The 12,589-nt window shown below is 34.2% G+C and carries 12 protein-coding genes and 1 pseudogene; 11 read left to right on the plus strand and 2 right to left on the minus strand.

The annotated features are described in order from the left end of the window. Window positions 1–11 precede the first annotated feature (11 nt). The 3 genes from BAQ44_RS16425 (at window position 12) to BAQ44_RS16435 (ending at window position 2,648) form a co-directional block, all read left to right on the plus strand. The gene (locus BAQ44_RS16425) at window positions 12–464 is read left to right on the plus strand and encodes a peptidoglycan recognition protein family protein (RefSeq protein ID WP_063262452.1); all 453 of its coding nucleotides are present in this window, start codon (window positions 12–14) and stop codon (window positions 462–464) included. 17 nt (window positions 465–481) lie between these two features. Continuing rightward, window positions 482–733 carry a DUF2164 domain-containing protein gene (locus BAQ44_RS16430; protein ID WP_001983516.1) on the plus strand — a complete coding sequence of 84 codons (252 nt, stop codon included), beginning with the start codon at window positions 482–484 and terminating at the stop codon, window positions 731–733. 436 nt (window positions 734–1,169) lie between these two features. After that, the gene (locus BAQ44_RS16435; RefSeq protein ID WP_071722458.1) at window positions 1,170–2,648 is read left to right on the plus strand and encodes a DUF4822 domain-containing protein; all 1,479 of its coding nucleotides are present in this window, start codon (window positions 1,170–1,172) and stop codon (window positions 2,646–2,648) included. Window positions 2,649–2,861: 213 nt separating this feature from the next. Here BAQ44_RS16435 and BAQ44_RS16440 read toward each other — a convergent pair whose 3' ends face one another. Both BAQ44_RS16440 and BAQ44_RS16445 read right to left on the minus strand, forming a co-directional pair. Further along, a complete protein-coding gene (locus tag BAQ44_RS16440; protein ID WP_061678565.1) occupies window positions 2,862–3,074 on the minus strand; it encodes a CsbD family protein in 213 nt (70 codons plus the stop codon). Between the two features lie 315 nt (window positions 3,075–3,389). Beyond that, on the minus strand, window positions 3,390–4,202 hold the full coding sequence (locus tag BAQ44_RS16445; RefSeq protein ID WP_063262454.1) for a GNAT family N-acetyltransferase: 813 nt from the start codon (window positions 4,200–4,202) through the stop codon (window positions 3,390–3,392). Window positions 4,203–4,354: 152 nt separating this feature from the next. Between BAQ44_RS16445 and BAQ44_RS16450 the strand changes: the two genes are divergently transcribed. From BAQ44_RS16450 to BAQ44_RS16485, 8 genes and pseudogenes are all read left to right on the plus strand, one after another. After that, entirely contained in the window at window positions 4,355–4,558 is a 204-nt protein-coding gene (locus BAQ44_RS16450) for a hypothetical protein (RefSeq protein ID WP_000810209.1), read from the plus strand. 3 nt (window positions 4,559–4,561) lie between these two features. Continuing rightward, window positions 4,562–4,666: pseudogene (locus BAQ44_RS31820) on the plus strand (GNAT family N-acetyltransferase); the annotation flags it as partial. A 343-nt stretch (window positions 4,667–5,009) separates the two neighbouring features. After that, window positions 5,010–5,798, plus strand: a complete 789-nt coding sequence (locus BAQ44_RS16460; protein ID WP_063262455.1) for a helix-turn-helix domain-containing protein — start codon at window positions 5,010–5,012, stop codon at window positions 5,796–5,798. A 169-nt stretch (window positions 5,799–5,967) separates the two neighbouring features. Continuing rightward, window positions 5,968–7,581 carry a long-chain fatty acid--CoA ligase gene (locus BAQ44_RS16465; protein WP_071722434.1) on the plus strand — a complete coding sequence of 538 codons (1,614 nt, stop codon included), beginning with the start codon at window positions 5,968–5,970 and terminating at the stop codon, window positions 7,579–7,581. Window positions 7,582–7,704: 123 nt separating this feature from the next. After that, complete coding sequence (locus tag BAQ44_RS16470; RefSeq protein WP_001093321.1) at window positions 7,705–8,280, plus strand: biotin transporter BioY; 576 nt, start codon at window positions 7,705–7,707, stop codon at window positions 8,278–8,280. A 65-nt stretch (window positions 8,281–8,345) separates the two neighbouring features. Continuing rightward, window positions 8,346–9,809 (plus strand): acyl-CoA synthetase, encoded by a 1,464-nt coding sequence (locus BAQ44_RS16475; protein ID WP_071722436.1) that lies wholly within the window; start codon window positions 8,346–8,348, stop codon window positions 9,807–9,809. Next, window positions 9,802–10,893, plus strand: a complete 1,092-nt coding sequence (locus tag BAQ44_RS16480; protein ID WP_063262459.1) for an acetyl-CoA C-acyltransferase — start codon at window positions 9,802–9,804, stop codon at window positions 10,891–10,893. The genes BAQ44_RS16475 and BAQ44_RS16480 overlap by 8 nt, the downstream gene beginning before the upstream one ends. 360 nt (window positions 10,894–11,253) lie before the next feature. Next, window positions 11,254–12,519: a helix-turn-helix domain-containing protein gene (locus tag BAQ44_RS16485; protein WP_001020464.1), complete on the plus strand. Its 1,266-nt coding sequence runs from the start codon at window positions 11,254–11,256 to the stop codon at window positions 12,517–12,519. Window positions 12,520–12,589: the final 70 nt, after the last annotated feature.

Consider the following 12,589-nt stretch of genomic DNA (forward strand, 5'->3'; position numbering starts at 1 on the left):
AGGACGTTCAAATGGAAATTAAATGTGTTAATTTAACATTTCAAGATGAATTAGTTCCTTTAGAAACAGTAAATAAACTGATTATTCACCACACATCCGAAGATGGATGGGATGTGTATAAAACACATGAATTTCATCAAAAAGTAAGAGGGTGGAGCGGGATCGGTTATAACTATTTTATTGAAGAAGATGGAACTGTAGTTGAAGGACGAGGTTTACATATTGGAGCACATGCGAAAGATAATAATAGAGATACAATTGGAATATGCATAACGGGTAATTTTGATAAATATGATCCAACTATTGCACAAATGAATGCATTATATTTTTTATGTAAAATGTTTATGAGGCAGTTTGCTATAAAGAAAGAAAATATACTAGGTCATAGGGAGTTAGAAGGAGTTACAAAAAGTTGTCCTGGCAGTCGATTTTCTATGGTAGAGTTAAGAAACGAACTATCTTAAATATAGAGGAGTAAGAAATGATGATGAATATAAAAATACCAAATGATAAAAAAGAAGAGCTTGTAGCACAAATTCAGCAATTTTTCGTTGAAGAAGATTTAGATGAAATTGGGCGTTTCCAAGCAGAGCGTTTAATTGAAGAAATGATTAAATTAGTAGGACCGTTTGCATACAATCAAGCAATAGGAGACGCTAGAAAGCTTGTAACAGAGAAACTATCTAATATTGAAGAAGATTTGTATGTGTTAGAGAAGAGTGAAGGGAAGTAAACTTTCGCCAATTATAAAATAAGTATTTGCCACGGCTTCTTTCCAATGTTTTGTTTGGAAAAGGCCGTGAAATTGTTTTTGACCATATAAAATAAACCTTTTCTTTTTTACCAAAAGGGACCCCAGAATTAAAAAAACGTTATTCTTTCTTAACAAGCTAGATGAGAAAGAATAACGTTTTTTTGATTGAGATTAAAAATATATTATCTTAATTTTATCTTTTTTTAATAATTTATTTATGGGCAATTTATAGTTGCTATTTATAATTCCTATATATAGCAGCTATGGATACTACAAAGAAGAAATTTGGATGTGTAACACTTTGTATCCAATTCGCTGTAATCAAAATTTAAAACATGAATTGCTCACATAGAATTTTCTTTTGGAAGATAAGTGGTGTAATTCTTTGTTAAATGAAGGAAGGGATTGGGAAGCTATGAATAAAACAATTTTAAAAACATGTATCATATCAGCAGTTTTAGGTGGAAGTCTATTAAGTGAAACGAATGGAGAGGTGAAAGCAGAAGAGGTTACACCAAAAACGAATCATACTGGTGTATTCAAAGATGTTCCAAAGGGGCACTGGGCATATGAGGCGATTCAGCAATTAACAGGTGAGAAAATCATTTTTGGCTATGATGATGGAAGATTTGGTTTTGGAGATAACGTAACACGCGAACAGGTTGCAGCTTTAATGTATCGTTATTTTAATAGGGAAGAAAACAAAAATTATCAAAACCCATACGGTGACGTAAGTGAAGATTCAACAAGCTATATAAAGGAAATTTTATCTTTAACAGAAATGGGTGTGTTTACGGGTGACGAGCATGGGAACTTTAGACCGAAGGCATCGTTAACACGTGCAGAAATGGCACAAGTTCTTACAAATGCTTTTCATTTAAAGGCAAAGAGTGATCACACTTTTAATGATGTTTCAACGAACTCATGGGCAAGAAATGCAATTAGTGCTGTTCAAACAAATAATATTGCAAAAGGAGTAGGAGAAGGGAAGTTTGCTCCAAGTATGGATGTGACACGTGAACAGTACGCACAATTTTTATACAATGCAATACAAGAAACGAAAAAAACTGAACAAACGAAAGGGCAACTACTAGCTAATATACTTGGTGAAACGAATTGGCAAGGGACAAAAGTCTATGACAAAGATCATAATGATGTAACGAAAGAAAATCAAAATTTCATTGGGCTTGCAAAATATGATGTTAAAACTGCAAGGTATGAATTCTTTCATGCAAATACAGGAGAGAGTCGTAATGATAGCGGTACCTTTTTTATAACGAATGATGGAAAGAAAAGAGTGTTAATTTCTGAAACGCAAAATTATCAAGCTGTTGTTGAATTAACGCAATTAGATAAGCAGAAATTTACATATAAAAGAATGGGGAAAGATGCAAAAGGGAGCGATGTAGAAGTGTTTGTTGAACATGTTCCTTACCATGAAAAAGAACTATCTTTCACGCGACCTGATAAAAATTTAGAAAGCTCGACAGGTAAAATAGTTACAGACGTTGATGGAGATGAAATTTTATCTAGTACACTATGGAACGGAACGGTGGTATTAGACGAACAAGGTAATAATGTAACAAAATACAACTCAAACTTAATCAGTCTAGCAAAATACGATAAAAATACAAATAAATACGAGTTTTTCAATGTAAATACAGGAGAAAGCCGTGGAGACTATGGTTTCTTTGATGTTGTACATGGTAATAAAATAAGGGCTCACGCTTCGTTAGGAAATAATAAATATGGTGCGGTCCTTGAACTTACAGAGTTAAATAAAGAGAAATTTACGTATACAAGAATCGGGAAAGATGCGAATGGAAAAGATATGAAAATCTTCGTTGAGCATGAACCGTATACAGGTGACCTAAAACCAAATTTCACAAAGTAATCTTTTATTCTAGCAAAGGTATTATGTTGGGGAATGTCGGTAAGGGGAAGCCTCAGTGGTTAGGAAGTTATATAGTAGAAGCAAAATAGCAGTTTATAGACAAATAGATGCCCTTAGGCATCTATTTGTCGTTTTAAAATAATTTTATCGGCAAATATAAAATACAAACTTTAGTAACTTACTACTTGCCCAACCATACATCCTGGTTCTTTTTTATTTATTCTCTCTATGCTCTTTATATTCATGAACTTTCTCTTTTACATTACCTACAGTATCTTTAGCAGTGCCTTTCACTTTATCCCATTTTCCTTCAGCTTGTAATTTTTTATTGTCAGTTACTTTCCCAACAACTTCTTTTACTTCGCCTTTTACTTTATCAATAGCACCTTCTACTTTTTCTTTTAAACCGTGATCATGTTTAGTCATACATTTCTCCTCCTTGTAGTTTGATTAGAATTCTCTTTTCATATTGCAAGTTGAATGATGTATCTAGTAATAGCGTAACAAATCTAGTGTGAATATTCAAATGATTAATAGGATAGAAAAGGAATTGTCATAAAGTGAAACTTTAATCAGTGGGGGCATCCCCACTGATTATTAGTTGAACCAATCGGGCTTTTATGGGCAGTTGATCTCCCACCTAATTTCTTTGCTTTCGCTGAATTTGGCGGTGGAGGTCTTACTGCCCGTTAATGCGGGGTAGAATGTATAAGATTGTAATGAAAGGAGAAAGAATGTTAATTATATTTCTTTTGTAGTCCATATTGATTTTGTATAAGCAATTTTCATATGGGCACGTTCCATATTATTTTGACTGCCGCTACCGAACTTTGCTTGCCCAATTATTAAATTACAATTGGATTCAATAGCTGTTTCAATTCGTTTTTGAATTAATGCAGTATGACAGCCTTTACGTTGAAATTCTGGTAAAGTAGCAGATGCAGCTAATGAAGCAACACCGTTATTTATATAGAGAACGCCTATACTAGCAGGAGTGTTTCGAACTTCGGCTATGAAAAAATGCCAGCCGGGTTTATTGTAGAGAATTTCGTTATTTTGACGGACGCCATCTTTTGTAAAGGATGGCATATTAAATCCACGTACATATATGTCTGCAAAAATATGAAATTCACTTTCTTTCAGTTGGCGTACTGAAATGTTAGAAGGAAGCAGGGATGGATCCTTTCTCGGTATACTATATAAAGCGGTATGGAAGCCCGATTGGTAAAAACCTTTTTGCGATAAGTATTGAAATAATTCGGCTGTACCTTGAGCGGGTGTAATTTCAAAACGACAAGGGATTTGTAGCGATTGATAATAAGAGATGATTTCATCTATCTCATCTGTATTGGTAAATGTAGTACCCTTCACGGTATTAAAAGCAGGACCAGCAATTATTTTTGATGAAAAGGCAGTGGCGTTCCCGAATTTTTTCATTTGTATTTGCATTGGGTTTCCACTTGTTGCTTGCAGTAGCACTAATCTAGAAGAAAGCATATGTATTTCTGCGTTTTCTATTTCTTGTGCTGTATTGAGCGTCATAATTGTACTCATATAATTCCTCCGTCAATAAATATATTTCATAGTACATATACGGTGTTTGTTTTGAGATTCCTGTTGAAATGTAAGAGAATAAGAGGTTTTTTGGAAGGGAAATGGAAGTGAATTGTCGAAGGGAGTGAAAACAGATTAAAGGTGGTGCTCTCATGAAACAGAAAGACGTGCAGACATGCTCTAATTGTGGTTCTCAAAACATAGGGGAAGGTGAGTTTGTCGGATATGCACAAATACGGAAAAAGGAGACGATGTTCACATCTTCACCAGTAGATGCTTATATTTGTACAGATTGCGGGAATATCCTTTTATTAAAAGTACGACATTATGAAAAGTTTAAGCAGAAGCCGTTATGATTATTGAAAAGTGTTTTTATTAAGGAAGTTAATAGGAGTAATATTTTACATATATATGAATATGCCTTATATAAAGAGATGACAACATATACTGTGTGGGATGCTTATTAATAGTTGCACAACATACAAAAATGTATAGAAGAAATTGTGAATTAATATGAGAAAGAAAATTAGTTCTTCTTGGAATATTTCATATCGAAAACTCCTTTAAATGAATAAGGGGGTTTTTGTATTTTTATGGCAAAAACTTCCTTTAATTGTTATAATTGGTTATTGAGATAGAGTGTTTTTATTCACACCATAATCATAAAAGAAAACTAGCTAAATCGTATACAAAACCGCTATTTAACACAATCGCAACCGTAAGTTGACAAAGTGCAACCGCAGGAAGATAGAGATAAGGGCAATGTTTACATACAATTTAGGTAAGAAAACAAAGGGGGACACACATATGGGATTTGGTGAAAAGCTTTTTAAATTAAGAAAGGAAAAGGGCCTTTCTCAAGAAGCATTGGCTGAAAAATTAAACACAACAAGGCAAGCGGTTAGTAAATGGGAAAACGGTCAAGGTTTTCCAGAAACTGAAAAGTTAATAATGATTGGAAATGTTTTTGAAGTATCACTCGACTATTTATTAAAAGAAACTGCAGAGCAAAGTAATGAAAATGTGGAGGGCTATTATGTAAGTCAGGAAATGGCAGAAGGGTATATAGTGTATGGGCAAAAAATTTCTAAATATATTGCGTTAGGATTTAGTTTGCTCATTTTATCTACAATACCGTATTTATTATTTAAAGAAAATGCAACAATGTCAACATTCCTTGTCATTATCATTGCTGTCCTTGGAATTGGATCAATGATGGTACCTGCAACAATAGAAGAGAGTCGATACAATGTACTGAAAAAAGAAGAACTACTATTTGATCAAAACTTTCTAAAGGAATTGACAAAAAGATATGCGATTATTAAGAAGAAGTATGCTGCAGTGATGATTGTTGGATTTTGTTTTATAGCCGCAGGCGCAATACCGTTTTTGTTTGAGGAAAAACATATCACTTCAGGAGAATTAGTGCAGTATTATCCGTATTGTGTTGTACTGATTGCAATTGGAGTCTATCTTTTTGTCCGTGTTGTAGGAGTGTGGGAGATATATCGAATTTTAGTAGAAAATAAGGAATACAGTAATCGTTTTATTTTTAAAATGAAAAAGAAAGTAAGGAAAAAGGTAGATAGTTTATAAAGAATAAAAAACATGTTTCGAATCAACGTATTCAAAACATGTTTTTTTATCGTTCTGAATTATTTCCAAAGAAATAATTCAGAAAATACAGAAAAATGTCGTAATCATTTGTAGAAGTCTGTTATAATAAATGAAAAATGAAAACGTTTTAAAGGGGGATGTAACCAATATGATGATGAATGTACCGCTAACAATTAGTTCCATGATGGAAAGAGCAGAAAAACTGTTTTCAAAGAAAGAAATTGTTTCACGGACACATGATACAGTTACGACGTTAACGTATAAGCAGTTAGGTGAAAGGACGAGAAGGCTTTCCAGTTCGTTAAAAAAATTAGGAATTAAAGAAGGCGAGCGTATAGGAACGTTAGCGTGGAATCATCATCGACATGTGGAAGCGTATTTTGCTATTCCTGGTATTGCTTCTGTTTTGCACACAATTAATATTCGTTTATCTCCTCAACATATTTCATACATTATTCAGCACGCAGAAGATCGTATTCTACTTATAGATGAAGATCTCGTACCACTCGTTGAAAAAATTCAATCACAATTATCAACTGTACAAGCCTACATTATTATGACTGATAAAGATGAACTTCCCAATACTACGCTAGAACCTGTATATCATTATGAAAGGCTATTAGAAGAAGGCGATCCAACTTTCCAATTTGTTAAAGATATTGATGAAAATACACCTGCTGGTATGTGTTATACGTCAGCGACTACAGGAAACCCAAAAGGTGTTGTATATACGCATCGTAGTACTGTATTGCATTGTATGGCACTCGGCTTAGCGGATACAGCTGCTTTATCGGAAAGTGATGCGGCGATGGCAATTGTACCGATGTTCCATGTGAACGCTTGGGGACTTCCTTTCGCTGCTACTTGGTTTGGAACTAAACAAGTTCTGCCAGGACCAATGTTTACGCCAAAAATTTTATTAGAGATGATTCAAGCTGAAAAAGTAACGATAGCAGCAGGTGTGCCGACAATTTGGCTCGGTGTATTACAAGAATTAGAAAATAATAGTTACGATTTATCTAGTATAACGAGAATATTATGCGGTGGTGCTGCTGCACCGAAAAGCGTTATTAAGGCATTTGAACAAAAATATAATGTTCCTTTCGTACATGCATATGGTATGACTGAAACAAGCCCACTCGTAACACTTGCACGTTTAAAAAGTTATGAAACAGAATTATCATATGAAGAGCAATTAGAAATCCGCTCAAAACAAGGATATCTTGTCCCTGGTGTAGAGATGAAAGTAGTCGGTACAAACGGTGAAGTGAAGTGGGATGGTACTGAGATGGGAGAGTTATGTTTACGAGCACCTTGGATCGCTGAAAGCTATTATAACGATGATCGTACTGTCGAAGGATTCCGAGACGGTTGGTTATATACTGGTGATGTTGTTACAGTTGATGAGGAAGGCTGCGTGAAAATTGTTGACCGTACGAAAGATGTTATTAAAAGCGGAGGTGAGTGGATTTCTTCAGTTGACCTTGAAAATGCATTAATGGCACATGATGCTATATTTGAAGCAGCTGTCGTTGCCGTTCCTCATCCGCAGTGGCAAGAGCGACCAATTGCCTGCGTCGTTCAAAAGAAAAATAGTACAGTAACAAAAGAAGAAATATATGAGTTTTTAAAACCACAGTTTGCGAAGTGGTGGTTACCAGACGATATTGTATTTATGGAAGAAATACCGAAAACATCTGTTGGGAAGTTTTTAAAACAGGCGCTTCGGAAAGAACTTGAGCATTTGCATAAAGAGAAATAATTGAAAAAATATTTGTAAACCTATATTTAAAATAAGTTGACAAAGGCAAAATAGAAAGATAATATAACTCTTATAATATGTTATCTAAAAGTTATTTTAAGTTTACAAATAGGAGAAGCAAATATGAATACAAAAAACTTAGTTTTCGTCGCTTTATTTAGTTCTATTATGGGAGTGTTAGGGTTAATACCTCCAATTGCTCTTGCTATTACACCAGTTCCGATTACATTACAATCACTCGGTGTTATGCTTGCTGGTGGATTGTTAGGATCACGTCTTGGTGCGTTAAGTCAGCTTATTTTCTTACTTATAGTTGGAGTTGGAGCACCATTACTTGCTGGTGGACGCGGTGGTCCAGGCGTATTTGTTGGGCCAAGTGCAGGATATTTACTCGGTTATATCGTTGGAGCGTTTGTCATTGGTTATTTAATCGAGCGTTTACGTGAAGTTTCTATAATAAAGGTATTATGTATTAATATAATTGGTGGTATTTTCGTAGTTTATGTATTTGGTATTATTGTACAAGCTTTCTTTATGGATGTTTCTATATGGCAGACGATGAAAGTAAGTGCCGTATTTTTACCAGGTGATTGCATAAAAGCGATTATAGCAGCGATTCTTGTAACGAAATTACATCGTTCATTGAAACATATTATTACGCCTGCTCTAAAGAGCGGGAAATATACAAATGCAGGATAAGAAAGAGAAGAAACACGTTCATTGCGTGTTTCTTTTTATTATTTTGCAGAGAAAGGACAACTTATATGGGAATTACAAAAGAATATAAAAAACATCTCTCTATACAATCAAATAAAATGGCGATAAAGGAAAATGATCGAATTTTAACATATAAAGAATGGTTTGAGTCAGTGTGTAAAGTAGCAAACTGGTTGAATGAAAAAGAATCGAAGAATAAAACGATAGCAATTGTATTAGAGAATAGTATAGAATTTTTACAACTATTTGCTGGTGCTGCTATGGCCGGATGGGTTTGTGTGCCATTAGATATAAAGTGGAAACAGGATGAGCTCAAAGAAAGAATTGCAATCAGTAATCCGGATGTGATTGTGACAGAGCGATATAAGGTAAATGATCTACCTGGTGAAGAAGAAAGAGTAATAGAAATTGATGAGTGGAAACGTATGATAGAGAACTACCTGCCTACATATTATCCTGTAAAAAATGTACAAAATGCTCCGTTCTATATGGGATTTACATCAGGATCGACTGGGAAGGCGAAAGCATTTTTACGGGCGCAACAATCATGGGTTCATAGTTTTGATTGCAATATACAGGACTTTCATATGAAAAAAGAAGATTCTATTTTAATAGCTGGGACGCTCGTTCATTCTCTTTTCTTATATGGCGCAATAAGTGCATTATATGTAGGGCAAACGGTGCACGTTATGAGAAAGTTTATTCCAGATCAAGTGTTGGATAAGTTAGAAATGGAACATATCTCGGTCATGTATACAGTTCCGACAATGCTAGAATCTTTATATAAAGAAAACAGAGTAATAGAAAATGAAATGAGAATTATTTCGTCAGGAGCGAAATGGGAAGCTGAAGCGAAAGAAAAAATAAAGAGTATATTTCCTTATGCACGAAAATATGAATTTTACGGTGCATCGGAACTAAGTTTTGTAACAGCACTAGTTGATGAAGAGAGCGATAGAAGGCCAAATTCAGTAGGAAAACCTTGTCACAATGTGCAAGTTCGAATATGTAATGAAGCAGGAGAAGAAGTACAAAAAGGCGAGATTGGAACTGTTTATGTGAATAGTGATCAGTTTTTTATGGGATACATATTGGATCAGGTTTTAGTTCCAGAGTTGACTGAAGATGGATGGATGACAGTACGAGATGTAGGTTATGAAGATGAAGAAGGCTTCATTTATATTGTCGGCAGAGAGAAGAATATGATTTTATTTGGAGGAATTAATATTTTTCCAGAAGAAATAGAAAGTGTATTACATGAGCATCCAGCCGTTGATGAAATAGTTGTAGTTGGTGTGAAAGATAGTTATTGGGGTGAAAAACCTGTCGCCATCGTAAAAGGAATTGCTACGAAGCAACAATTAAAAAGTTTTTGCTTACAACGATTATCCTCGTTTAAAATACCGAAAGAATGGTATTTTGTAGATGAAATACCGTATACAAATAGCGGGAAAATTGCTCGTCTTGCAGCAAAAAATATGATTGAAAACCGGGATAAGATATATGAATAGAGCGGTTATTGTAGAAGCGAAAAGGACACCTATTGGTAAGAAGAATGGGATATTGAAAGATTATGAAGTTCAGCAATTAGTAACGCCGCTTCTTACGTTATTCAGTAAAGGAATTGAGAGAGAAATAGACGATGTTATATTAGGGAATGTTGTTGGACCAGGAGGGAATATTGCGAGATTATCTGCTTTAGAAGCAGGACTTGGTTATCATATTCCGGGTGTAACGATTGACCGGCAATGTGGTGCCGGATTGGAAGCGATTCGCACCGCATGTCATTTCATTCAAGGCGGAGCAGGTAATTGTTATATTGCAGGGGGAGTAGAGAGTACAAGTACATCACCTTTTCAAAATAGAGCGCGATTTTCACCGGCAACAATTGGCGATCCTGATATGGGAATAGCGGCTGAATATGTTGCAGAACGTTATAACATCACGAGAGAAATGCAAGACGAGTATGCTTGCCTCAGTTATAAACGAACATTGCAAGCATTAGAAAAAGGATATATACATGATGAAATATTGTCTTTTAATGGATTGTTAGATGAATCTATAAAGCCAGAAATGAATTATGAACGAATTATTAAAAGAACAAAACCCGCATTTTTACAAAATGGTACAGTAACGGCAGGGAATTCATGTGGTGTAAACGACGGAGCATGTGCAGTTCTTGTAATGGAAGAGGGGCAAGCCCGAAAATTAGGATACAAGCCTGTACTTCGTTTCGTTCATAGTGCTGTAGTTGGAGTGGATCCAAATCTTCCGGGAACTGGTCCGATATTTGCGGTGAACAAATTATTAAACGAAATGAATGTAAAAATAGAAGACATCGACTACTTTGAAATAAATGAAGCATTCGCCTCAAAAGTTGTTGCCTGTGCAAAGGAGTTACAAATTCCGTACGAAAAATTAAATGTAAATGGTGGTGCAATTGCGCTCGGTCATCCGTACGGTGCATCTGGAGCTATGCTTGTAACACGTTTATTTTATCAAGCGCAAAGAGAGCATATGAAATATGGAATTGCAACGTTAGGAATAGGGGGCGGAATAGGGCTGGCTTTATTATTTGAGAAAGTAGAAGACTAGCGAGGTATTAACTGTACTATGATTAATAGGGGATAATTAGTTCAATATATGAGTTTATATCCTCTCTTAGTAACCAAAAAACAAACAACTATTATTCTATATTTTTGGGTTACCTGAGGTTAAATTTGTAAGCTTGAGCCTCAGATAATTGGTATAATGTAATAATATGGGTGGAAGGTGGAAAAGCTGATATTAGTAAATTGAGCATAAAAATTTCATATGCATCCAGATAAGTATTAATAACATTTCTCTCTCTGAACATAAAACTATACGTATATTATGATAGATAATATAGGCGTTATTCTTATTATATTGCTCTAAAATAATCAAATCAGTTTATTTGAAGAAAGGAATGGGAATATGAACATTGGCGAACGGATTCGACAAATACGTATACATAAAGAATTCACGCAAGGGGAAGTAGTATCAGGGGTATGTTCTATAACTTATTTAAGTAGAATTGAAAATGGACAAATTAAACCTTCAAATTCTGTTTTAAAAAAAATCGCTAAAAATCTAGATATTGATTACAACTTTCTTGTAGGTGTAGATTATGAGGATATTGAAGCTAAGATTCTTGAAATATGTAATAGGTATAAAAATGATAATATTATAAGCTCTAAAGACTTATCATCTTTAGAGTTGTATGTTCGCGATACAGACTCTATTCTCTTATTATTAAAGGCCTATGGTGTTTTAATATACTATCATTCTCGAAATAATAACTTATTACATGTAGCAACTATTGTAAATGAGGCTTCGCAAGTAATTCCAAATCAAGTAGCCTTCCCATATACTCAAGACTTTATATATTATTTAATGGCTCGAGGTCATTATTTTTCTAATAAACAAGACTATATGACTGCAAATGAAATTTATATGCAGACAGAGAGTTTACTTGGTTTAGATGAAACTAGGCTACACGCTGATATATATTATAATCTAAGTCTAACAAATCAAAGTCTTTATAAAGATCAAACGATTAGTCGTTTGTATGCTAAAAAAGCCTACAGATTGTATGAAAAATTAAATGTAGAAAATCAAGTGATAAACATTCTTATAATTATTGCATTACAATATCAAAAAGATAATCTATCCGAGAAAGCTCTTGAATCTTTAAAACAAGCAGAAATTAAAGCAGAGGTTAGCGATAATCCTATGTATTTACCTTTGATTGCATATAATTATGGGAAAATATATCAAGGATTAAAAGATTACACCAATTCTATTAAATGTTATGAAAAAAGTTTACAGACTAGCAATCTTTATCCAGATCAAGCTCAAAAAATATATGCAGTAAGAAACTTAATAGAAATTTATATAGAATCTAAAGACTGGAAAATTGTTAATAAACTGATGGATGATGCATTAGAAATGTTATCAATTTCTGATATGCCACACGCATATGTTGAAATATATGGACTTAAGGGGAAAATATCCAAATTAAGGGGCGATAATCATGGATATGAGAAAAATATGCAAAAAGCTATTGAAAGGGGGCTAGAAAAAAAGCAATACCCTTTAGTTCGTGAACTCGCTACTGAACTAGGAAACTATTTTTATGATAATCGCGCTTATAAAATGTCAGCAAAGTACTTGAAAATATCCAGTCAACTCCCCACTTAAGCTACGCTTAAGTGGGCTTTCTTATGTATTGATCTAATAGGAAATTAATGCTAGTAAAACTACTATGTTT

It is taken from the genome of Bacillus mobilis (genome assembly GCF_001884045.1).
Classification (GTDB): domain Bacteria; phylum Bacillota; class Bacilli; order Bacillales; family Bacillaceae_G; genus Bacillus_A; species Bacillus_A mobilis.

Excerpts from the sequence above, each read along its gene's own strand:
- BAQ44_RS16425 (WP_063262452.1), top strand. The coding sequence starts at position 12 with ATGGAAATTAAATGTGTTAATTTAACATTTCAAGATGAATTAGTTCCT.
- BAQ44_RS16430 (WP_001983516.1), top strand. The coding sequence starts at position 482 with ATGATGATGAATATAAAAATACCAAATGATAAAAAAGAAGAGCTTGTA.
- BAQ44_RS16435 (WP_071722458.1), top strand. The coding sequence starts at position 1,170 with ATGAATAAAACAATTTTAAAAACATGTATCATATCAGCAGTTTTAGGT.
- BAQ44_RS16440 (WP_061678565.1), bottom strand. The coding sequence starts at position 3,074 with ATGACTAAACATGATCACGGTTTAAAAGAAAAAGTAGAAGGTGCTATT.
- BAQ44_RS16445 (WP_063262454.1), bottom strand. The coding sequence starts at position 4,202 with ATGAGTACAATTATGACGCTCAATACAGCACAAGAAATAGAAAACGCA.
- BAQ44_RS16450 (WP_000810209.1), top strand. The coding sequence starts at position 4,355 with ATGAAACAGAAAGACGTGCAGACATGCTCTAATTGTGGTTCTCAAAAC.
- BAQ44_RS16460 (WP_063262455.1), top strand. The coding sequence starts at position 5,010 with ATGGGATTTGGTGAAAAGCTTTTTAAATTAAGAAAGGAAAAGGGCCTT.
- BAQ44_RS16465 (WP_071722434.1), top strand. The coding sequence starts at position 5,968 with ATGATGATGAATGTACCGCTAACAATTAGTTCCATGATGGAAAGAGCA.
- BAQ44_RS16470 (WP_001093321.1), top strand. The coding sequence starts at position 7,705 with ATGAATACAAAAAACTTAGTTTTCGTCGCTTTATTTAGTTCTATTATG.
- BAQ44_RS16475 (WP_071722436.1), top strand. The coding sequence starts at position 8,346 with ATGGGAATTACAAAAGAATATAAAAAACATCTCTCTATACAATCAAAT.
- BAQ44_RS16480 (WP_063262459.1), top strand. The coding sequence starts at position 9,802 with ATGAATAGAGCGGTTATTGTAGAAGCGAAAAGGACACCTATTGGTAAG.
- BAQ44_RS16485 (WP_001020464.1), top strand. The coding sequence starts at position 11,254 with ATGAACATTGGCGAACGGATTCGACAAATACGTATACATAAAGAATTC.